17 protein-coding genes are annotated in these 21,622 nt (G+C 72.4%); 10 read left to right on the top strand and 7 right to left on the bottom strand.

What is annotated here, in order from left to right:
• Positions 1-89: 89 nt before the first annotated feature.
• The 3 genes from ABT354_RS16400 to ABT354_RS16390 form a co-directional block, all read right to left on the bottom strand.
• Positions 90-1,289: a DUF5667 domain-containing protein gene (locus ABT354_RS16400; protein WP_351494081.1), complete on the bottom strand. Its 1,200-nt coding sequence runs from the start codon at positions 1,287-1,289 to the stop codon at positions 90-92.
• Positions 1,290-1,623: 334 nt separating this feature from the next.
• Positions 1,624-2,472: an ECF subfamily RNA polymerase sigma factor, BldN family gene (locus ABT354_RS16395; RefSeq protein ID WP_351494079.1), complete on the bottom strand. Its 849-nt coding sequence runs from the start codon at positions 2,470-2,472 to the stop codon at positions 1,624-1,626.
• Between the two features lie 374 nt (positions 2,473-2,846).
• Positions 2,847-3,875 (bottom strand): HAD family hydrolase, encoded by a 1,029-nt coding sequence (locus tag ABT354_RS16390; RefSeq protein WP_351494077.1) that lies wholly within the window; start codon positions 3,873-3,875, stop codon positions 2,847-2,849.
• A gap of 212 nt (positions 3,876-4,087) precedes the next feature.
• On the opposite strand from ABT354_RS16390, the gene ABT354_RS16385 reads away from it, so the two are divergent.
• The 6 genes from ABT354_RS16385 (at position 4,088) to ABT354_RS16360 (ending at position 11,671) form a co-directional block, all read left to right on the top strand.
• Positions 4,088-4,363, top strand: a complete 276-nt coding sequence (locus tag ABT354_RS16385) for a glutaredoxin family protein (RefSeq protein ID WP_351494075.1) — start codon at positions 4,088-4,090, stop codon at positions 4,361-4,363.
• A gap of 322 nt (positions 4,364-4,685) precedes the next feature.
• Positions 4,686-5,414 (top strand): redox-sensing transcriptional repressor Rex, encoded by a 729-nt coding sequence (locus ABT354_RS16380; RefSeq protein WP_351494073.1) that lies wholly within the window; start codon positions 4,686-4,688, stop codon positions 5,412-5,414.
• Entirely contained in the window at positions 5,411-7,192 is a 1,782-nt protein-coding gene (locus ABT354_RS16375) for a glutamyl-tRNA reductase (RefSeq protein WP_351494071.1), read from the top strand. The genes ABT354_RS16380 and ABT354_RS16375 overlap by 4 nt, the downstream gene beginning before the upstream one ends.
• Entirely contained in the window at positions 7,189-8,148 is a 960-nt protein-coding gene (gene hemC / locus ABT354_RS16370) for a hydroxymethylbilane synthase (RefSeq protein ID WP_351494069.1), read from the top strand. The genes ABT354_RS16375 and hemC overlap by 4 nt, the downstream gene beginning before the upstream one ends.
• A complete protein-coding gene (locus tag ABT354_RS16365; protein ID WP_351494067.1) occupies positions 8,145-9,806 on the top strand; it encodes a bifunctional uroporphyrinogen-III C-methyltransferase/uroporphyrinogen-III synthase in 1,662 nt (553 codons plus the stop codon). Before hemC ends, ABT354_RS16365 begins: the two co-directional genes overlap by 4 nt.
• 197 nt (positions 9,807-10,003) lie before the next feature.
• Entirely contained in the window at positions 10,004-11,671 is a 1,668-nt protein-coding gene (locus ABT354_RS16360) for a class I adenylate-forming enzyme family protein (protein WP_351494065.1), read from the top strand.
• A gap of 66 nt (positions 11,672-11,737) precedes the next feature.
• Here the strand turns inward: ABT354_RS16360 and ABT354_RS16355 are convergent, their stop codons facing one another.
• Entirely contained in the window at positions 11,738-13,003 is a 1,266-nt protein-coding gene (locus tag ABT354_RS16355; RefSeq protein ID WP_351494063.1) for a M6 family metalloprotease domain-containing protein, read from the bottom strand.
• A gap of 459 nt (positions 13,004-13,462) precedes the next feature.
• Here ABT354_RS16355 and ABT354_RS16350 point away from each other — a divergent pair, with 459 nt between their 5' ends.
• Both ABT354_RS16350 and ABT354_RS16345 read left to right on the top strand, forming a co-directional pair.
• Positions 13,463-14,158 carry a TetR/AcrR family transcriptional regulator gene (locus ABT354_RS16350; protein ID WP_351494061.1) on the top strand — a complete coding sequence of 232 codons (696 nt, stop codon included), beginning with the start codon at positions 13,463-13,465 and terminating at the stop codon, positions 14,156-14,158.
• A 219-nt stretch (positions 14,159-14,377) separates the two neighbouring features.
• Complete coding sequence (locus ABT354_RS16345; RefSeq protein ID WP_351494059.1) at positions 14,378-15,922, top strand: MFS transporter; 1,545 nt, start codon at positions 14,378-14,380, stop codon at positions 15,920-15,922.
• Positions 15,923-16,110: 188 nt separating this feature from the next.
• On the opposite strand, the gene ABT354_RS16340 is transcribed toward ABT354_RS16345, so the two are convergent.
• The gene (locus tag ABT354_RS16340) at positions 16,111-16,626 is read right to left on the bottom strand and encodes a MarR family winged helix-turn-helix transcriptional regulator (RefSeq protein ID WP_351494057.1); all 516 of its coding nucleotides are present in this window, start codon (positions 16,624-16,626) and stop codon (positions 16,111-16,113) included.
• A gap of 90 nt (positions 16,627-16,716) precedes the next feature.
• Here ABT354_RS16340 and ABT354_RS16335 point away from each other — a divergent pair, with 90 nt between their 5' ends.
• Positions 16,717-17,523 (top strand): dioxygenase family protein, encoded by an 807-nt coding sequence (locus ABT354_RS16335; RefSeq protein ID WP_502983429.1) that lies wholly within the window; start codon positions 16,717-16,719, stop codon positions 17,521-17,523.
• Positions 17,524-17,572: 49 nt separating this feature from the next.
• Here the strand turns inward: ABT354_RS16335 and ABT354_RS16330 are convergent, their stop codons facing one another.
• Positions 17,573-18,655 (bottom strand): questin oxidase family protein, encoded by a 1,083-nt coding sequence (locus tag ABT354_RS16330; RefSeq protein ID WP_351494055.1) that lies wholly within the window; start codon positions 18,653-18,655, stop codon positions 17,573-17,575.
• 590 nt (positions 18,656-19,245) lie between these two features.
• Here ABT354_RS16330 and ABT354_RS16325 point away from each other — a divergent pair.
• Entirely contained in the window at positions 19,246-20,259 is a 1,014-nt protein-coding gene (locus tag ABT354_RS16325; RefSeq protein ID WP_351494053.1) for a sigma-70 family RNA polymerase sigma factor, read from the top strand.
• 137 nt (positions 20,260-20,396) lie between these two features.
• Here the strand turns inward: ABT354_RS16325 and ABT354_RS16320 are convergent, their stop codons facing one another.
• Entirely contained in the window at positions 20,397-21,368 is a 972-nt protein-coding gene (locus ABT354_RS16320; protein ID WP_351494051.1) for a helix-turn-helix transcriptional regulator, read from the bottom strand.
• Positions 21,369-21,622 lie beyond the last annotated feature (254 nt).

The raw sequence follows: 21,622 nt of genomic DNA, 5'->3' as shown, positions 1-21,622 counted from the left end.
CAGCGGTACGGGCCGGGTCCGGTCGAAGGACGCGGACCCGGCCCGTACGGCGCGGTGTCAGGACTCGGCAGCCCCAGGGAATCGGCGGCTCAGGGCTCGTCGACTCCGGTGATGTCGAGTCCGAGGATGTCCGGCAGCAGCGGTGGGAGGGTGACATCCGGCCGGGTGGCCGGGGACTCCTTGGTCGACGGCACCTCGGGGGTGTCCGGCGACGGCGGTGAGAGCAGCCCGTCGCCCGAGAGCAGTCCGCCCTTGTCGGGGGCGGGGGAGCCGGACGGCCCCGGCCGGTCCGTGCCCGTCTCCGACGGGGTGCCGGTCGCCCCTCCGGGGGAAGCGGGTGGTGTCCGCTGCCGGGGGGCCGTCGGGCTGTCGCTGCTGCGGGCCGCGCCGCCGGTGCGCTGGGCGGGTCCCCGGCGCTCGGCGGGCGGGTCGGGGAGCAGTGCCTGGAGCGGTCCGACCTCCTGCTCTATGGCGTCGAAGACCCGATTCACCTCATGGCCCACATCGGTCAGCTGGGCCGGAAGGCGGTCCCGCAGCCCGTTCCACACCTCGCGGTGGGAGCGGGAGAACGAGCTGAGCTTCTGGATGGGCCCCAGGGAGCCGTCCCGCTGATACGCGGCGTGGAGCAGCTTGTGGCCCTCGTGGGCGTCGTGCCGCATGCCGTTCAGCGCGCGGCGCACCTCGCCGAGCGACTCATGGTCCAGATCGCCCGCCCGGCCGCGCTCCATGAGCCGACGGGCCTCGCTGAGCCGGGTCGACGCCTGGTCCAGATACAGCTCGCCCCGGTCGCTGTCGCCGTCGGCCATCCCGAGCCGGATGTCCTCCATGCCGCGTTTGAGGCCATAGAGGGTGTCACCGGGGAGGGCGTCGGAGCTGGCCGCGGCCACCCCGCTGAAGGCCCCCGCCGCGACACCGACGGTGATGCCCCCGGCCGCGAGGCCCTTCTGCCAGCGGGTGCGGGGGCGGAGTTTCCGGAGCGGTGAGGCCCGATGGGCGCCGCGGCCGGATTTCCGCTGCTCGGGCACCGTGGGACCACTGGATCTGCCGCCCTGGGCCGTGCCCTCCTGGAGCATGGCTTCCATGGCGGCCACGAGCTGGGCGCGCTGCACCACTTTGACCTCGGGGTCGAGCTGCGGCTCCGGCAGCCCGCCGAGGCGGGACGCCAGTGCCAACATCCGTCCCCGCCCGGTCGGTTCGACCGAGCCCTCCGCCGGCTCTTCGGCCGCCTGTTCTTCCAGGGCCTGGGCGAAGGCGTTCGCCCGCCGGTGCGTCGAAACGTTCGCGATCACTGGCGGCACCTCCTCTCGTCATGACGGTCGACTCCCCTGGGTGTCTGGATGGTTGCACGCCCTGAGCACATCCACACGTTCGAGCGAGTGGCGGTGGACAGGGCATGACCACAGGGAGCCTGCACCCCGGACAACGAGTGTCGCGGCACTTGGGTTACGCGCGAAGGATGATCGGACCAGTGCGTCATCGAGGCGTCACCGATGATGGGTTGGGGACGGGTGAGAGGGGTGGTTCCGGGCGGCCTCCGGGCCGGTGGTGGCCGGTCTCCGGAGGCGGGTGCCGACGGTTCCCGGCCGGCTTGCCGGGCCCGTCGGGCGGTGTCGGTGTCGGGGGTCAGCGGGCATCGTCGGGCAGCAGCCGGGCCAGGGTACGGACGGCACGGTACTGGAGGGTCTTGATCGCGCCCTCGTTCTTGCCCATCACCCGGGCGGTCTCGGCGACGGACAGCCCCTGGAGAAAGCGCAGGGTGACACATTCCTGCTGCTGGGGGTTGAGCTTGCGCACCGCCTCCAGCAGCGCGGCGTTGGAGAGGGACTCCAGGACGGAGTCCTCGGGGCTGCGCTCGACCTCATTGGCGTCGAGCATCTCGCCGGTGGTGACCTCCAGCCGGAAGCGGCTGGACTTGAAGTGGTCGGCGACCAGATTGCGGGCGATCGTCACCAGCCAGGCGCCGAAGTCACGGCCCTGCCAGGTGAAGGTGGAGATACGGCGCAGGGCGCGCAGGAACGTCTCACTGGTGAGATCCTCGGCCGTCGCCTTTCCGCCGACGCGGTAGTAGATGTAGCGGTAGACGGTGTCGCTGTACTGGTCGTACAGACGTCCGAAGGCTTCGGCCTCGCCCGCCTGAGCGCGCTCGACCAGTTCCATCATGCGGGCGCTGTCGCTGTCGGCGCTGGGACGGCGGGCGGTGGCCGGGGCGCCGGTCCCGCCCCGTCCGCTCCGTCTCGCGACGCGTCCGCCGGTCGGGCGGCGTCCCTCGACGACGGCGCCGCGCGCCGGGCTCTCCTTGAAGCCGTCCGCGAGGGCGTAGCAGATGGTGGTGGGGGGACCACTGGTGGCGAGGCGGGGCAGGGCGAGGACGGGGACGGTGTGCGCGGCGGGGACACATCCGCGCAAGTGGTCGAGGACCGCCGCGCGAAGCGTAGCCAGGCCCGAGGCGTCAACCCCGACGTGTGGGTACACGGGACTCCCAGAGGCAGAGCTTCCATCACGAGCAGTGCGGAGCCGATCACTCGTCGTGGCGACCGAGGGGCCCGCTGTGCGTCTGAGGAGAATAACGCTTCGTAAAGGCAGTGCTACGCCCAGTTGCTCAAATCATCGTTTCCGTCGCTTCAGTGCCTGTTTGCTGACGGAATTAGTAACTAATTGTGAACGGATGTTGATCGAATTTGATCGATTTCCGGCTCTTCGGGGAGGTCGCCCACATGGGGTCATCGGGGTCGGGTACGGGTGCGCGACACGCCCCCGGTACGCCCCGGCGCGCGGCGCGAGGGGGCCCGGAAGGGGGGCGGATGGGTCAGGGCCGGGAAGCGCCCGGGGCCTCAGGGGCCCCTGGGTCAGCGGCGACGGCGGTGGATCGCCACGGCGGCGGCCGTGCCGCCCGCCAGCGCGCCGACTCCCGCCGCCGCGGGGATGCCGACCTTGGCCGCCTTCCGGCCGGTCCGGTAGTCGCGCAGCCGCCAGTCGCGTTCGCGCGCGTGTCTGCGCAGTTTGGTATCCGGATTGATCGCGTACGGATGTCCGACGAGCGAAAGCATCGGGATGTCGTTGTGCGAATCGCTGTACGCGGCGCAGCGCTCCAGATCCAGACCCTCGGCGGCGGCCAGCGCCCGTACCGCCTCGGCCTTCGCCGGGCCGTGCAGGGGCTCACCGACCAGCCGGCCGGTGTAGACGCCGTCGACCGATTCGGCGACGGTGCCGAGCGCGCCGGTCAGGCCGAGCCTGCGGGCGATGATCGTGGCGGTCTCCACCGGGGCGGCCGTCACCAGCCAGACCTTCTGGCCCGCGTCCAGATGGGCCTGGGCCAGGGCGCGGGTGCCCGGCCAGATCCGGTCGGCCATGTACTCGTCGTAGATCTCCTCGCCGATGCTCATCAGCTCGGAGACCCGGTGGCCCTTGACGATGGAGAGCGCGGACTCGCGTACGTCCTGCATGTGCTCGGGGTCCTCGACCCCGGCCAGCCGGAACCAGGTCTGCTGCCAGGCGAATCGCGCCAGGTCGCGCCGTTGGAAGAACTTCCGCTTGTACAGCCCCCGGCCGAAGTGGAAGAGGGCGGCGCCCTGCATCACGGTGTTGTCGAGGTCGAAGAAGGCGGCGGCCCGGTCGTCCCCCTCCACGGGGAAGGGGGGCTCGGCCGCGGCGGCGCCGTCATCGGTCGCGGTGGTGGTGCCGGTGGTGTCAGCAGCGCCGGTCGTGTCAGCCGTGACGGCTGAGTCGGCGGTGACGGTGGTGCCGGCGGTGGTGTCGGGGTTCTCCGCCAGCTCCCGCGAGGTCTTGCGCGCTGCCTCGGCTGCGGCCTCGCCTGCCAGAACGCTCCGGGCGGTCGCGGAGCGCCTACGGGGGGTGAGCCATCCCAGTGCGGCCATGGGGCGAGCATAGCCAGTCTGTTCGGTACTTCCCGACCCGGCGGTGCACGGTCGGTGAACTCCCGGCGCTCCGGTGCCGTGTCCAGGGGAGGGGCGCCGGCGGACCGCCGCCGGACGGCCCTGTCGCGGGCGGACCGCCCATGGCGGCGTACCGGCCCGTCCATCACGGGACCGGGGTCGTGCGGTCCCGCCGCGGGCGGAGAATGGGGGGCATGACTCCTCTGTTCCGGCGTACCAAGAAGAAGCCCGGTGACCGGCTGGTCACGCTGATCGGGAAGCCGGGGTGTCATCTGTGCGACGACGCCCGTGCCGTGGTCGAGGCGGTCTGCGCCCAGACGGGGGTGGCGTGGGAGGAGAAGGACATCACGCGGGACGAGGCGCTGCACCGGGAGTACTGGGAGCAGATCCCGGTGGTGCTGGTCGACGGCGAGCAGCACACGTTCTGGCGGGTGGACCCGGGGCGGCTGCGGCGCGAGCTGGAGGGCTGACTCCCGGCGGCCGGTCCGGCCGCGCTCGGGGGCTTCCCTTGTCATGGCTCTATCGAGACGCGGGGGAACCGGGCAGAGTGGAGCGGTCCCGCGGGCCCATACGTGAGGAGTGTGTCCTGCTTTGCCCCCTTCGCGCCACGAACGGTCCGGCACGGCTCGCGGTTCCATGTTTACGCGGACAAAGCGCGTGACCCCGATCACTTTGCTCGGACAAAACGGACAGTATCTTTGTGCACGCGTTCACAAAGACATAGCCTGCTGTCGACGGGGCGGTCTGGGAACACTTGGCCGCCCAGAGCCTCGCTCATCCCGCAGGAGCACCGTGGCAACTGGCCGAAATCACCGACCGGCGACCCGCAGCCGAGGAATCCCCGAGGCCACCGTCGCCCGGCTCCCGCTGTATCTGCGGGCGCTGACCGCGCTCTCCGAGCGCTCCGTGCCCACGGTCTCCTCGGAAGAGCTGGCCGCCGCCGCCGGGGTGAACTCCGCCAAGCTGCGCAAGGACTTCTCGTACCTCGGCTCCTACGGGACCCGGGGCGTCGGCTACGACGTCGAGTACCTCGTCTATCAGATCTCCCGTGAGCTGGGGCTCACCCAGGACTGGCCCGTCGTCATCGTCGGTATCGGAAATCTCGGTGCCGCCCTCGCCAACTACGGGGGATTCGCCTCCCGCGGCTTCCGGGTCGCCGCCCTGATCGACGCCGACCCCGCCATGGCGGGCAAGCCGGTGGCGGGCATCGCCGTCCAGCACACCGATGAGCTGGAGAAGATCATCAGCGACAACGGGGTGTCGATCGGTGTGATCGCCACGCCCGCGGGCGCCGCCCAGCAGGTGTGCGACCGGCTGGTCGCCGCCGGGGTGACCTCCATCCTGAACTTCGCCCCCACCGTGCTCTCGGTGCCCGAGGGCGTCGATGTGCGCAAGGTCGACCTCTCCATCGAACTCCAGATCCTCGCCTTCCACGAGCAGCGGAAGGCCGGCGAGGAGAGCGGTCTCCCGGGTGGCCGGAAGGGACCTGACGGGGACATGCCCGCCGTGATGCCGGCATGAGCCTCCTGGTCGTCGGAGTGAGCCACCGCAGCGCCCCCGTCAGCGTCCTGGAGCGCGCCTCGCTCTCCGCGGACGCGCAGGCCAAGCTGCTCGCGGACACCCTGGCCGCCGAGCCCGCCGCCGAGGCCGCGGTGCTGGCCACCTGCAACCGCATCGAGCTGTACGCGGATGTGGAGAAGTTCCACGCGGGCGTCGCCGAGCTGTCCACCCTCCTCGCCCAGCACAGCGGGGTGGGTCTGGAGGAGCTGACCCCTTATCTCTATGTGCACTACGAGGACCGGGCCGTCCACCATCTCTTCTCGGTGGCCTGCGGGCTGGACTCCATGGTCGTGGGCGAGGGGCAGATCCTCGGCCAGATCAAGGACGCCCTCGCGCGCGGCCAGGCCCTGCACACCGCCGGGCGGCTGCTGAACGACCTCTTCCAGCAGGCCCTGCGGGTGGGCAAGCGCGCCCACAGCGAAACCGGCATCGATCGCGCCGGACAGTCGCTGGTCACCTTTGGACTCGAACAACTCGCCGACGGCGCGGAGGTCGCGGAGTGGGTCGAGGGCCGGCGGGCGCTGGTGATCGGCGCCGGTTCGATGTCCTCGCTCGCCGCCACCACGCTGGCCCGGCTGGGCGTGGGCGAGCTGGTGATCGCCAACCGCACCCTGGACCGGGCGACCCGGCTCGCCTCGATCCTCTCCGGCCCCGGCGGGGTGCCGGCCCGCGCCGTCCCCATGACCTCGGTCGCCGACGAGCTGACACGTGCCGACATGGTGATCTCCTGCACCGGGGCCACCGGTCTGGTGCTGACCGCCGACGCGGTCGTCGCCGCGCTGGCCGAGTCGGCCTCCGGGATGATCCCGGCGCCCGGCGCCGCCCCCGGTGAGCCGGCCGATCTGCGCGCCCCCGACGGCAGCCTGGTCGCCCGCCTGGCGGCCACCGCCGCCCGGGACGGGCGGGTGCACGACCGCTCGGTGGAGCCCGCCGTGGCCGTCCCGGCCGCCGAGGGCGCCGAAGCGGCCTGCCCGGCGGGCCTCGACAGCGCGTACGACCGCCCGGCCGCCGTCACCACCGCCGCCGACCGCCCTGCCGTCACCACCGCCGATCGCACCGCGCCGGAAGCCCTCCGCGACGCCGACCGTGACACCGGCCCCGCTCCCGCCGACGGCGCCGCCGACACCGCGTACGACATGGCCCAGCACGGCGCCTGGCTGGAGAACGCCTCCCGCCGGATCGTCCGCCAGGCCCCCGCCGGGAGCGACCCCCTGGCCGGCGGCCCGGTCCGCCTCGCCCTGCTCGACCTCGCCATGCCCCGCGACATCGACCACGCCGTCCACCGGATCCCCGGCGTGCGGCTGGTCGACATCGAGTCGCTCGCCGACGCCTCCGCCGACGCCCCGATGGCCGCCGACGTGGACCGGGTGCGCCGCATCGTCTCCGACGAGATCGCCGCCTTCGGCGCCGCCCAGCGCGCCGCCCGCATCACCCCGACCGTGGTCGCCCTGCGCACCATGGCCGCCGATGTCGTCGCCGGTGAGATCGCCCGGCTCGAAGGGCGGCTCCCGTCGCTGGACGAGAAGGAGCGCGCGGAGATCACCCAGACCGTCCGCCGCGTGGTCGACAAGCTCCTCCACGCCCCCACCGTGCGGGTGAAGCAGCTGGCCAGCGAGCCCGGCGGTGCCGGGTACGCGGATGCGCTGCGGACCCTGTTCGACCTCGACCCGGAGACGGTCGCCTCCGTCAGCCGGGCCGACCTGAATGACGCAGACGTCAAGAACCGAGGACGCGTATGACCGAGAGGGCACTGAGGCTGGGAACCAGGCGCAGCAAGCTCGCCATGGCCCAGTCCGGACAGGTGGCTCAGGAGGTGCGCCGACTGACCGGACGTCCCGTCGAACTGGTCGAGATCACCACGTACGGGGACACCTCCCGCGAACATCTCGCGCAGATCGGCGGCACCGGTGTGTTCGTCGCCGCGCTGCGGGAGGCCCTGCTGCGGGGCGAGGTGGACTTCGCCGTTCACTCGCTCAAGGACCTTCCCACCGCCCAGCCGGACGAGCTGCTGCTGGCGGCGGTCCCGCCGCGCGAGGACCCCCGGGACGTCCTGGTGGCACGGGACGGGCTGACCTTCGACCGGCTCCCCGACGGGGCCCGGGTCGGTACGGGGTCACCGCGCCGGATGGCGCAGCTCAACGCGTATGCCAGGACACATGGTCTGCGCATCGAGACAGTGCCGATCCGCGGCAATATCGACACCCGGATCGGATATGTACGGAGCGGGGAGCTGGACGCGGTGGTACTCGCCGCCGCCGGGCTCAACCGCATCGGAAGGGCGGACGAGGTCTCCGAGACGCTCTCGGACGACTTCATGCTGCCCGCCCCCGGCCAGGGGGCACTGGCGATCGAGTGTGCCGCGGTCGACGCGGACCTCGCCGCCGTTCTCGGTGGACTCGACGACCCGGGCACCCGGGTCGCCGTGACCGCCGAGCGTTCCCTGCTCGCCGCCCTGGAGGCCGGCTGCAGCGCACCTGTGGGTGCGCTCGCCGACCTGTTGGGCGATGAGGAGGTTGTCACCGAAATGCGCCTGCGCGGCGTCGTCGGCACCACCGACGGCTCGACGCTGGTGCAGCTGTCCACCACCGGTCCCGTACCCACGTCGCACGGCGACGCCATCGCGCTCGGTCGCGAACTCGCGTCCGAGATGCTCGCCAAGGGTGCGGCCGGTCTTATGGGGGAGCGAGCACATTGAGCCCCACCACCAACCCGTCCTCGGCGTTCTCGGCACACGGGCACGTCACTTTCCTCGGCGCCGGTCCCGGCGACCCCGGACTGCTGACCCTGCGCGCTGTCGAGGCACTCGCGGGGGCCGATGTACTGATCGCCGAGCCCGAGGTGCTCGACGTGGTACGCGGCCATGCGCGGGCGAGCGTCAGCGCGCCGGAGCTGACGGTTGTTGACGAGGCGTCAACAACCGCCGGAATCCCTGTACTCAGGGATGCGGTCAATCTTGTCATGGAGGCCGCGCGCGGCGGAAAGCGGGTCGTCCGAGCGGTCTCCGGCGATCCCGGACTCGACGCCGACGCGGGCCAGGAGATGCTGGCCTGCGCGGCCGAGGGCATCCCCTTCGAGGTCGTACCGGGGGTCGCCGCCGCGGTCGGTGTCCCCGCCTACGCCGGGGTCCCGCTGCGGGACGCCCAGGGCACCGATGTGCGCTTCGTGGACGCCCGTACCGCCAGTGAGCGCTGCTGGACCGAGGTGGGCGCGAGCGACGGCACGGTCGTCGTCTCCACCACCCTGGACGCGGTCGCCGCGGCCTCCGCCGAGCTGGTCGCGGCGGGCCGCAAGCCCGACACCCCGCTGACCGTCACGGTCGCCGGCACCACCACCCGGCAGCGCACCTGGACCGCCACCCTCGGCTCCATCGCGCAGACCCTGAAGCAGGCCAAGGTGCTGCCGTCCCCGGACGGGCACCGGCCGGTGATAGCCGTGGTCGGTGAGCGCAGCTCCGCCGCCCAGCGTTCCCAGCTGGCGTGGTTCGAGTCCAAGCCGCTCTTCGGCTGGCGGGTCCTGGTGCCCCGCACCAAGGAGCAGGCGGCGTCGCTCTCCGACCAGCTGCGGTCCTACGGCGCGGTCCCGCACGAGGTCCCGACGATCGCGGTCGAGCCGCCCCGTACCCCGCAGCAGATGGAGCGGGCGGTCAAGGGCCTGGTCACCGGCCGTTATGAGTGGATCGCCTTCACCTCCGTGAACGCGGTCAAGGCGGTGCGGGAGAAGTTCGAGGAGTACGGGCTCGACGCGCGCGCCTTCGCCGGGATCAAGGTCGCCGCCGTCGGCGACCAGACCGCCCGTGCGCTGATCGAGTTCGGGGTGAAGCCCGATCTGGTCCCCAGCGGCGAGCAGTCGGCGGCGGGTCTGCTGGAGGACTGGCCGCCGTACGACCCGGTCTTCGACCCGATCGACCGCGTCTTCCTGCCGCGTGCCGACATCGCCACCGAGACCCTGGTCGCGGGCCTGATCGAGCTGGGCTGGGAGGTGGACGACGTCACCGCCTACCGGACGGTGCGCGCCTCGCCGCCGCCGGCCGAGACCCGTGAGGCGATCAAGGGCGGCGGCTTCGACGCGGTCCTGTTCACCTCCTCCTCCACGGTGCGGAATCTGGTGGGCATCGCGGGCAAGCCGCACAATGTCACGGTGATCGCCTGTATCGGCCCGGCGACGGCGAAGACCGCCGAGGAGCACGGGCTGCGGGTGGACGTGCTGTCCCCGGAGCCGTCCGTGCACCGGCTGGCGGAGGCGCTGGCGGAGTTCGGCGCGGCCCGCCGGGTGGCGGCCGTGGAGGCGGGGGAGCATGTGCTCCGGCCTTCCGAGCGCCGTCCGGGCGGCCGCCGCCGCCGGACCACCACCTGATCGCTGAAGTACACCGGGCCCCGGTCCCCTTCCTGAGGGGGCCGGGGCCCGCTGTCGTCCCCGGGGGAGGCCCTCCGGGGCGCCCTTGACCTGAGTGCGGGGTCCGCATACCGTCGCCCGGATTCCCCGCCGTTGTGCGCGCAGCCGCGGAAGCGGAGCCGTACGGGCGGAGCCGTGCGAGGAGAGGGACCGACGACGTGGCGCACCCCCGGGACCATGAGGCGGCGCTCAGCGCGCCCGGTGCCCCCTTCGCGGCGGTACGGGACGAGAACGGCGTCCTCGTCTATGCCGAAGGGCCCCGTACGCTCCCCGAGTTCATGGAGCCCACCTGGGCCTTCGGGGACCGGCCGTTCCTCATCGGCGAGTCGGCCTCGTACACCTACCGGGCCTTCTTCACCGCCTCCTGCGCGCTCGCCCGGCGCATCCATGAGGAGTACGGGATGGCGCGCGGCGAGCGGGCCGCCATCGTGATGCGGAACCACCCGGAGTGGCAGGTCGCCTTCTGGGCGGTCCAGCTGGCCGGGCTGGTCGCCGTCCCCCTGAACACCTGGTGGACGGAGGAGGAGCTGACGTACGCCCTGGACGACTGCGCCCCCGGGCTGCTGCTCGTCGACGGTGGGCTGCTGCCCTCGGTGGACGCCTGGCGGCGGCGGACCGGGGCGCGGGCCGTCGTCTTCCAGGGGAGCGAGGAGCAGCGCGGGGCGGGGATCGAGCGGTACGAGGAGTTCCCCGCGCCGGATCCGCTGATCGCGCCACCCGGGGTGGAGGTGCGCCCGGAGGACGACGCCACGATCATCTACACCTCGGGGACGACCGGCCGGCCCAAGGGGGCGGTGGCCACCCAGCTGGCGCAGGCGGGGTCCGCCCGGCATCTCCAGTTCTACGCGGCGGCCGCGCTGCTGGCCCAGGGGCGGGTCCCGGGGCAGGGTCCGTCGCCGGTGACGCTGATGACGTTTCCGTTCTTCCATGTGGCGGCGTTCGCGTCGCTGTATCCGACGATGGCCGGCGGGGGTGCGCTGGTGCTGATGCGGAAGTGGGACGCCGACGCGGCGCTGGATCTGATCGTCCGGCATGGGGTGACCGGGTACGCCGGGGTGCCCACCACCGCGCTGCGGCTGCTCGACGCGGCCGAGCGCCGGGGCGGGGGGCTGGAGACGGTGGTCCATCTGGGCACCGGGGGCGCCCCGCCGCCGCCGGGGCTGGTGCGCCGGATCACGGCGGGCCACGGTGACCGGATCATGCCCCGGAACGGCTATGGGCTGACCGAGACCAGTGGCGGGGTCCTGACCGCCTATGGCGAGGAGTACCGGCGGGATCCGGGGAGTGTGGGCCGGCCGGTGCCCGCCTGCGAGGTGCGGATCGCCGGTCCGGACGGTGCGGAGCTGCCCGAGGGGGCCGTCGGTGAGCTGTGGCTGCGCGGTCAGTCGCTGGTACGCGGGTACTGGCGGGACGAGCGGGCGACCGCCGCCGCCTTCCGGGACGGCTGGTTCCGTACGGGGGATCTGGCGGTGGTGCGCGAGGGCCGGGTGAGTGTGGTGGACCGGCTCAAGGACATGGTGCTCCGGGGTGGCGAGAATGTGTACTGCGCCGAGGTGGAGGCGGTGCTGCACGACCATCCGGAGGTCGAGGACGCGGCGGTGCTCGGGGTGCCCCATCCGGAGCTGGGGGAGGAGGTCGCCGCCGTGGTGCAGCTGCGGGCGGGGGCGGCGGTGGGCGCGGCGGAGCTGCGGGCGTACGCGGGCGGGCGGCTGGCGGCGTTCAAGGTGCCGGCCCATGTGGTGCTGGGGGCGGTGCCGCGCAATCCGACGGGCAAGGTCCTCAAGCGGGAGCTGCGGCGGGAGCTGTTCGGGGGGCATCCCGGGTGAGTCGTACCGGGCGGGGTCGGGTGAGTCGTACGCCGGTGGTGACCGGGTGCCGGGGCGGCCGGGGCGTCAGGCGCGGGTGATCCGTACCCGGTAGACCCCCTTCTTCGCGGAGACGACGGCGATCTCGACCCCGTTCCGCTGGTCGGTGAAGGACTCGCCGGGCCGGTAGGGCGCGTCCGACAGCTCGGCGTGGACATTGGGGCGCCGGGTGCAGCCTCCGCTGTTCTCCTGGCTGTCCATCACCGTCACCGGCCCGCCGCCGGTGTCCACATCGCCGTGGACGCGGTAGACCAGCACCCCGGGGCGGCAGACGGCCTCGTCGTTCCCGCCCCGGGCGCGGACCTCCACGGCGTATCCGGAGTCCGGCCCTATCGGTATGTAGGTCATCTTCGGGCCGCCCCGGCGGGAGAGCGGGGTGAGAGTGTAGGTCCGGGTCCCGGGCGCCGACGCGCAGCCGATCTGCCGGTCGTCCAGCCAGCCGAGCTTCCATTTGTGCCAGGCCAGCAGGTCGTTGTTGGCCCCCCAGTCCTCGGACATGATGTCCCAGTGGCCGACCGCCCCGCCGCCGTCGGGGGTGTAGAGGTCGGGCAGGCCGAAGACATGGCCGTTCTCGTGCGGGAGCACCCGGTAGCCGGTCTCCGCGTGGGTGCCGGAGCCGTCGTCCTGGCGGCTGTAGACAAAGGACGTGTTGGCGAGCGGTACCCCGTCGGCGACGGGTGCCTCGGGGTTGCCGGAGAAGGTCACGGAGAGCACGGTGTCCAGCGCGGATGGGCCGGCGTTGGGGGTGACCAATATGTTGACCAGGTCGTACGCGCTGAAGTCGACCTCGGGGTCGGCCACCCGCACCAGATCCTCGACCAGGGTGCGGTAGGCGGGGTCGTACGGGGCGCCGCGCTCTATCCCGTACTCCTCGAAGGGCAGGGGCATCCGCAGCCAGGTGGTGACGGGGGTGTGCGGGCGGTAGCGCAGCCGCCCGTACGAGCTGGTGCCGAACCACTCGGCGGTCTGCGGGAAGAACTCCGCCTGCCGGTCCAGTGCGCTGCCCTCGCCCTCGGCGTCCGGGAAGTCGATCATCAGATTGAGGGCGCGGATCTCTCCGGTGGACCGGGAGTAGCCGGGCGGGGTGGGTATGCCCTCGGACATCTGGACGCCGGAGCCGGGGGTGAGGCGGCAGGGGCCGACTCCCGCCCGTCCGGGGACGGCGACGGGTCCCGCCGAGGTGCGGGCGGGGGTGTGGGGGGTGCCGCCCGAGGTGGTGAGGGCGGCGAGGGAGAAGGCGGTGAGCGCGGTGAGGACGCCGAGGTGGCGTATCCGGTGGCGTCCGCGCCGCATATCGACCACCTGCCTTCCCGCTGCCCGGTGGAGCCGGGTGCGGTCCGCTCCGTCCGCCGGTCCGGTCTCCGGTCCCCGATCTCCGGTCTCCGGCGGCGCTGTCCGCTCTCCGAGGTACGGCGGCGCGCTGTCCGCCGCGCCACCGGTGTCTGTCCGATCAGCCTGGGGCGGCGGGCGGCGGGGCGCGCGCGGGGTGGGCCGTCCGGGTTCTCCCGCCACGTCGGGCGGCCCCGCCGGGCCTCGCCGCCGGGACTCCTGCCGGGCCTCGCCGCCGGGACCCCCGCCGGGCCCCCGCCGGGCCTCGCCGGGGAGGGTGACGCAGGTCACTTCGGGCGGGGAAATAAGCGGGGACACTCTCCCCGTTTGAACTCGTGTCCCCGCTGAAGCGGGGAGATGTTCCCCGGTTGTACGGGGTGGATGTGCCCCGGCTGTACGGGTGACGCGGAAGTGGGAGGGCTCATGGTCGGCATCGGCACCACCGGGGTGCGGGTGGAGGGGGAGGGCACGCGGCCCGTGCCCCGGCCCAGGGCGGACGCCCTGCGGAACCGGGAGCGGATCGTCTCCGCCGCCCGTGAGCTGTTCGTGGAGTACGGCCCCGTCGTCCCCTTCGACGAGGTGGCCCGCCGCGCCGGGATCGGCAACGCCACCCTCTACCGCCACTTCCCCGACCGGGACGCGCTGGTGCGCGCGGTCGTGGTCTCCGTCCTCTCCCGCACCACCGACCGTGCGGAGGTGGCGGCCAGGGAAGAGGCCGACACCTTCGCCGCCGTCCGCCGCTTTGTGCACGGGGCGGCCGATGAGCGGATCGGGGCGCTCTGCCTGGTGATCCACGGCGACTTCGACCACGATCACCCGGATCTGCTCGAAGGGCGGGAGCGGCTCGAAGGGGCGGTGGCCCGGCTGGTCGCGTCGGCGCAGGCGGCGGGGCGGATGCGCGCCGATGTCGGGGTCGGCGATCTGGTGGTCATGCTCTCCCAGCTCACCCGGCCCCTGCCCGGGGCGGGTCCGGTCGTCGACTTCGACCCGTTCGTCCACCGCCATCTCGACATCCTGGTGGACGGCTTCGAGGCGCCCGCGCGCTCCGAACTGCCGGGTGACGCGGTGACCCTGGAAGGTCTGCGAGGTCGGTGTGAGTCTGCCGTGAACCGCTCATAGGCCCCCGGGTACGGGCGCCCGCGTCGCGGACCGCGCCTCCCGTACCCCTCATCCCGTAGGCGCACTCCTGGTCCCGGCGGATATGCCGTGGTGCCCGGCCGACATGGCATCACGGAGGAACGCTCCGCCAGGGCCCGGTCTTCTCGCTCCCTCTATCTCCACTACTTGTCCACTTTTCAGGCGCTTTTAGGCGTTCGTACTCCCTAGGTGGCCCCACCCATGTCAAGAACCGCCGACACCTCCGTGTCCCTCCCGCCCGCCGATACCGGCGGAGCCGACCCCCAGCGCTGGAAGGCGCTGATCTTCATCGCCCTCGCCCAGCTGATGGTGGTGCTGGACGCGACGATCGTGAACATCGCGCTCCCCACCGCCCAGCAGGACCTCGGGATATCCGACGGCAACCGGCAGTGGGTCATCACCGCCTACGCCCTCGCCTTCGGTGGACTGCTGCTCTTCGGCGGCCGGATCGCCGACATCTGGGGCCGCCGGCGCACCTTCGTCGCCGGACTCGTCGGCTTCGCCGTGGCCTCCGCGCTGGGCGGTGCCGCCACCACCGAGGCGATGATGCTGGCCTCCCGCGCCCTCCAGGGCGTCTTCGGCGCGCTGCTCGCCCCGGCCGCGCTCTCGCTCCTCGCGGTGATGTTCACCGACGCCAAGGAGCGGGCCAAGGCGTTCGGCATCTACGGTGCCATCGCCGGTGGTGGCGGTGCCGTCGGTCTGCTGCTCGGCGGCTTCCTGACCGAGTACCTGAACTGGCGCTGGACCTTCTACGTCAACATCCCCTTCGCGGTCGTCGCCGCCGTCGGCGCCTACTTCGTCATCCGTGAGCCGAGCGGTGCCCGTAACCGCGCCCCGCTCGACATCCCGGGTGTGATCCTGTCCACGACGGGTCTGGTCGCCCTGGTCTACGGCTTCACCCGCGCCGAGCACTCCGGCTGGACCGACGCCTGGACGATCGGCATGTTCGTCCTCTCCGTGGTGCTGCTGGCCGCGTTCGTCGCCGTCGAGGCCAAGGTCAAGGCCCCGCTGCTGCCGCTGCGGGTACTGACCGAGCGCAACCGCGCCGGTGTCTACCTCTCGCTGGGCCTCGCCGTCATCGCGATGTTCGGCCTCTTCCTCTTCCTGACCTACTACCTCCAGGTCGTACGGGGATACTCGCCGGTCAAGACCGGTTTCGCCTTTATGCCGATGGTCGTCGGCATGATCGTGGGCTCGACCCAGATCGGCACCCGGCTGATGACCCGGGTCGCTCCCCGGCTGCTGATGGCCCCCGGCTTCCTGCTGGCGGGACTGGGCATGCTGCTGCTGACCCAGCTGGATCTGAACAGCTCGTACACCACGGTGGTCATGCCCGCACAGCTGCTGCTGGGGCTCGGTATGGGTACGGCGTTCATGCCGGCGATGTCGCTGGCGACCTATGGGGTCGACCCGGCCGACTCCGGGGTGGCCTCGGCGATGGTCAACACCTCGCAGCAGGTCGGCGGTGCCATCGGTACGGCGCTGCTGAACACCATCGCGGCCTCCGCGACCAGTGCGTACATCAAGGACAACGCGGCGGGCGCGGGCGACCCGAAGGTGCTTCAGTTCGAGGGCATGGTCCACGGCTTCACCAGTGCGATCTGGTGGGCGGTCGGCATTCTGTTCACCTCGGCGGTGATCGCGTTCACGCTGATCACCAGTGGGCGTCCGGAGATGTCCGGCGGGGCCGGGTCCTCGGGTGAGGGTGCCGAGGACGAGGTCAAGGTCCCGGTCGTCATGCACTGACGGACCCGAGTGGTTTGCGTGGCCTGAACGGCCCGAGTGGCCCGAGCGCAGGGGGATGCCCCGTCCGGAACGATCCGGGCGGGGCATCCGTGTGCCTGGTGACCTGGTGACCTGGTGACCTGGTGCCTCGTGCCCGGTCGCGGCGGGCCGGGCCGGGCGGCGGGCCCTGCGCCGGACCCGCCGCCGGGTCAGCGCAGCCAGGGCAGGTCCGCCCCCGAGTCCTGGGGCTGGAGCCCCTCGGCCATGATCCGCATGATCTCGCCGAGCTGGCGTACCTGGTCCGGGGTGAGCCGGTCGAACATCGCCTGCCGCACCGCCTCCACATGCCCCGGCGCCGCCCGCCGGAGCACCGCGTACCCCGCGTCCGTCAGTACCGCGTTCTGCCCGCGCTTGTCCGTCGGGCACTCCTCGCGCCGCACCCACCCCTTCTTCTCCAGCCGGGCGATGGCATGCGAGAGACGGGAACGGGTGATCTTGGCGTCGATCGCCAGCTCGGTCATCCGCCGACGGTGGTGGGGCGCCTGCGAGAGCTGCACCAGCAGCCCGTAGTAGATGTGCGGCATCCCGGCGTCGCGCTGGAGCTGGCGGTCGAGATGGTCGTCGAAGAGCGTCGTGGCGTGGAGATAGGCGCGCCATACGCCCTGTTCCTCATCGCTGAGCCAGCGCGGGGCGCGCTCGCCGTCCGTCTCGGATGCCGTGTTCATACCACCACTCTACGACTTGTCCTTGAACGTTGAACTATACGGGTCTACCGTGGAGGTAACTTGAAACTTCAAGTGACTGGAGATCCTCCCATGACCACAGCCACCACGACCTGGGCCGCCCCTCCCGGCGGCCCCGCCCGGATGCCCGCCCTCTATCTTTCCCACGGCGCCCCGCCCCTCGCGGACGACCCCCTCTGGCCGGGACAGCTCGCCGCGTGGTCCGCCGCACTGCCCCGCCCCCGGGCCGTCCTCATGGTCTCCGCCCACTGGGAGGAGGCCCCGCTGGCGCTCGGCGCGACCACGACGGTGCCCCTGGTGTACGACTTCTGGGGCTTCCCCGAGCGGTACTACGCCGTGCGGTACGGGGCTCCGGGAGCACCCTGGCTCGCCGACGCGGTCCGTAAACTCCTCCGCCGCGCCGGAACCCCCGTACAGGATGTGCCCGACCGGGGGCTCGACCACGGTGCCTATGTCCCGCTGGCCGAGATGTATCCCGGGGCCGATGTCCCGGTCCTCCAGATCTCCCTGCCGACGCTCGACCCGACCCGTCTGATGGAGATCGGGCGGCGCCTCGCGCCCCTGCGGGACGAGGGTGTCCTGATCGTCGGCAGCGGCTTCTTCACCCACAATCTGGCGGCGCTGCGCCAGAGCGGGGTACCCGGGTGGTCCGCCGAGTTCGACGACTGGGGGCGGCGGGCGCTGGCGGCGGCGGATGTCGACGCCCTCCTCGACTTCGGGAACACCTCCCCGGCGGGCCGGCTCGCCCACCCCAGGACCGAGCACTTCGCGCCCCTCTTCGTCACCCTCGGCGCGGCCGAGGACGAGCTGGACGCGGGGCGCAGTGTGATCGACGGCTTCTGGATGGGGCTGGCCAAGCGGTCGGTGCAGTACGGGTGAGAAAGGGCCCGCAGGGTCTGTGGGGCCAGTGGGGTGGGTGGTGCCGGTCTCAGAGGAAGGGCGTGTTCAGCTCGATCGAGCGGACGGCGGCCACCAGGGCCCGCTCGTCACCGATGTCGAGCGCGGTGTCGGTGAACTTGATCGTGTGGTCGTCGCCATGGGCGGCCGCCCGCTCGAAGATCTCCTCCGGTCCGGCCGGTACGGGGCCGGGCGCGGCCACCGGCGTCAGCGCGGAGTACGCGGCGGTCACGGCGGCACTCGCCGACCAGGCCGCCGCCAGACTCGGCGCCCACAGCGTGCGCGGGAGCGCGGGCAGCGTCCGCAGTACCGCGTTGGGCGCCGTCGCCGCGTGCACCAGCATCACCGGGTCGCTGTGGCCATGGGTGGCGTACCGATGGGTGGCGGCCGTGACCAGCTCCACCAGCCGGGTCCTGGCGGTCTCCGGGTCCGGGGCCTGCCCCGCGCCGGCGGGCCAGTCGGGCAGCGCGGTGAGCTGGGCCAGCCGGGCCTCGATCCCGGCCGTACGGTCGGGCACCGGGGCGACCGCGTCCAGCGCCGCCGCCGCGCCCGCCGGGGCCGGGAGCGCCCGCAGCCCGGTGATCGGCTGGTGCCGGGCGGCCCAGTAGCCGAGGGCATGGGCCAGCTCGGTCACCCGGGGTGCGGTCTCCTCGGTGGTCAGCAGGGTACGGACGGCATGACCGACCCGGATCACCACATGGGTGGCGCCGCCCGCGATCCCCGGCAGCAGTCGGGGCCACCACTCGGTGAGCACCTCCCGCCAGGGGCGGTCGGCGGTCTCCCGCTCGAACCAGAGGGCCCAGTCGGCGATCCGGCGGGGGTCGCCCAGCGCCTCCCGCCAGTTCTTCCCGGTGACCGGGGTCAGCGGCCGGGGCATGTCCTCCAGCTTGTCCCGGTAGCGGTCCAGCCAGGGGTGGACGGTCTCCGCCCGGCCGTGGCGGACCAGCGCCTCCACCGCCATGGGGGCGTGGTTGCTCAGCCAGCCGTCGCGCTCGGGTCCCGCGACATGGATGCGTTCCAGTGCCTCGTCGAGGGTGCCGTCGGTGGCGGGGCTTCCCGCGCCGCCGGTGAGGGGTGCTTTCTGCGGGTTCCGGGAGTCATTTCGGGAGTCCATGGGCGGGACCCTAGGCAGGCGGGCGAGGGCTCCGTAACGGGCTGGGGACCTACACCTCAGGTCCCGGGCGCCGCCCGCCGGAGGGGGTACGGGCGTCCGCCGGACGGTACGGGGCCGCTGCCGGGCAGGTCGTACGCCCTGGGCGTACGACCCGGGGCAACCTGCGAAGGGGTCCCGTCCGTCTCTATGGGTGAGGGGGGAACGGGCATCACCGGGTACCACCGGGTGCCGGGCATCACCGGCCGATGGGTTCGGCGGTGGGTCAGGCCGATGGGTCCGGGCGATGGGTCCGGTCAGTGCGCCGTACAGGGTGCGCGGTGCGCCGGAAGGGGTGCCGGGTGTGACGGGCGTCTCATGAGGGGCCTGGTGGGTGTGTGCGGAGAGTGTTGGGATACACGCGCTGTGACCCCGCTGACCTGCACCTCTATCGGCTCCTTAGCCGTCTCCCCTCCCATGGGGGCAGGCAGGATACTGCAAGATCGTAAAAATTGACGAGGGGCATGGGAATTCTGTCCGGATTCCAGTCGTTGTTTCCATCGGATGCAGGGCACCCGGGAGGGTGTCGCGACCTACTCAGCAAGGGAGCTCGCATGGCAACCCGTGCCGTCGCCCGTCGCCAGTCCGAGGCCAAGGGGACCACTGAGCGTGCCGGGCGCGTGCGCGCGGTGAGCCGCGCGGTGAGCGGGGAGACAGCCGATCGAGATCTGGTCGGTATGTACCTCGACGAGATCGCACGGACGCCGCTGCTCGACGCCGCTCAGGAGGTCGAGCTGTCCCAGACGATCGAGGCGGGGGTGTTCGCCCGCCAGATCCTCGACAAGGAGGTCGAGAGCGAGGCCGAGGGCGCCACCCGTGAGGAGCTGGAGTCGCTGGTCGCCGACGGCGAGCGTGCCAAGGATGTCTTCATCCGCTCCAATCTCCGGCTGGTCGTCGCCGTCGCCCGGCGCTATCCGCGCAGCGGTCTGCCCCTGCTCGACCTGATCCAGGAGGGCAATGCGGGCCTGGTCCGCGCGGTGGAGAAGTTCGACTACGCCAAGGGCTTCAAGTTCTCCACGTACGCCACCTGGTGGATCCGCCAGGCGATCACCCGTTCCATAGCCGACCAGTCCCGCACCATCCGGCTCCCCGTCCACCTGGTGGAGGAGCTGGGCCGGATCCGCCGGGTCCAGCGCGAGTTCAACCGCGAGAAGGGCCGTGAGCCCGAGCCGGCCGAGATCGCCGAGGAGCTGGGCTCCACCCCGGAGCGGGTCACCGACGTCCTCGACTGGGCGCGCGACCCGGTCAGTCTGAACATGCCGGTGGACGACGCGGGCGAGACCCAGTTCGGCGACCTCCTGGAGGACACCTCGGCGGTCTCCCCGGAGCAGTCCGTCCTCACCCTGCTGCGCAGCGAGGGGCTGGACGATCTGATCGGCAAGCTCGACCAGCGGACCGCTTCGATCATCCGCATGCGGTACGGGATCATGGACGGGCGCGAGCGCACGCTGACCGAGGTCGGCAAGGAGCACGGGCTGACCCGTGAGCGCATCCGGCAGATCGAGAAGCACGCACTGCTGGAGCTGAAGCGGATGGCCCGGGACACCGGCTTCGACGAAGCGGCCTGACCGGCCCGGCCGCCCGCCGTGGCCTCTGCCCCGGGGTCTCCCCGGGGCGCCGGCCCGCGCGGGCTCCCGACGCCGCCGGTGCGCCCCTCGTGCCCCGTTCCGCCCGGGGTCGCCTCCCTGCCCCGTTCCACCCGGTGTCATCCGGCCGACGCCGGGTTTTTTCGTACCGCGCGGGCCAGCCGTTCGGCGACCTCCGCCACTTGGTCGGACAGCTCCGCCGGCGCCACCACCCGGAAGTCGCACCCCACCAGGGCCAGCTGTTTCGCCACCCAGTCCAGGGTGTCCGGCCAGGGCATCCGCAGCCGGCAGCCCGACTCCCCGAGGGGCTCCGGAGCGGGGAAGAAGTGCGGCAGCCGCGCGGCCACCCAGTCGGCCGGGGCCTCGAAATCCACCATCACCCGGTGTTCCCGACGGGGCACCAGGGTGTGTCCCAGCAGACCCTGGCCCTCCGGCCGCTCCCGGGGGGTGAAGCGCTCACCGGTCGCCAGGGGGTCGGACAGCCGGTCCACCCGGAAGGTCCGCCAGTCCTCGCGGTCCAGGTCGTACGCCACGAGATACCACCGGTACCCCGCCGAGACCAGCCGGAAGGGCTCCACCCACCGTCTGCTCGGGGTGCCGTCCCCCGCGCGATAGCCGAAGCGCAGCCGTTCCGGCACCCCGACCGCGCCCGCCAGGACGGTCAGGGTGGCCGGGTCGATCGTCGCCCCGTCGCCCCGGGTGAGCGGGACCGTCGCCGCCTGGAGCGCGGCCACCCGGTGGCGCAGCCGGGACGGCAGCACCTGCTCCAGCTTGGCCAGCGCCCGTACGGACGCCTCCTCGATGCCCTCGATGGCATGGCCCGCCCCGGCCCGCAGCCCCACGGCGATGGCGACCGCTTCCTCGTCGTCCAGGGTCAGCGGAGGCATCGCGGACCCGGCGACCAGCCGGTATCCGCCGATCGCGCCCTTGGTGGCCTCCACGGGGTACCCCAGCTCCCGCAGCCGGTCGATGTCCCGGCGGATCGTGCGGCGGCTGACCCGCAGCCGGCGGGCCAGTTCACTGCCCGGCCACTCACGCGGGGTCTGGAGCAGGGAGAGCAGATGCAGCAGTCGCGCCGGGGTATCCGTCATGCCGTCCAGGGTGCCGCCAAAAGAGGACGCGTAATGACCTAGTTCCCTCTTAGTCTCGTTCCCATGAGTTCACACCATCCCGACGGCAGCAGTCCCCCGCACCCGCCCGGCGACACCGCTCACACCGATACCGCTCACACCGGCACCGCCCATGCCGACACCGCTCACCCGGACACCGTTCACGCGGACACCGGGCGCACCGGTGCCGTGCCGCCGGTGCCGTCCGCGCGAACGGCCGGGGACGGCGTGGTGCC

Source organism: Streptomyces sp. NPDC000594 (assembly GCF_040299965.1).
GTDB lineage: Bacteria > Actinomycetota > Actinomycetes > Streptomycetales > Streptomycetaceae > Streptomyces.
Note: the sequence above shows the minus strand (reverse complement) of the source record. Positions and strands in the feature narration are given on the sequence as shown.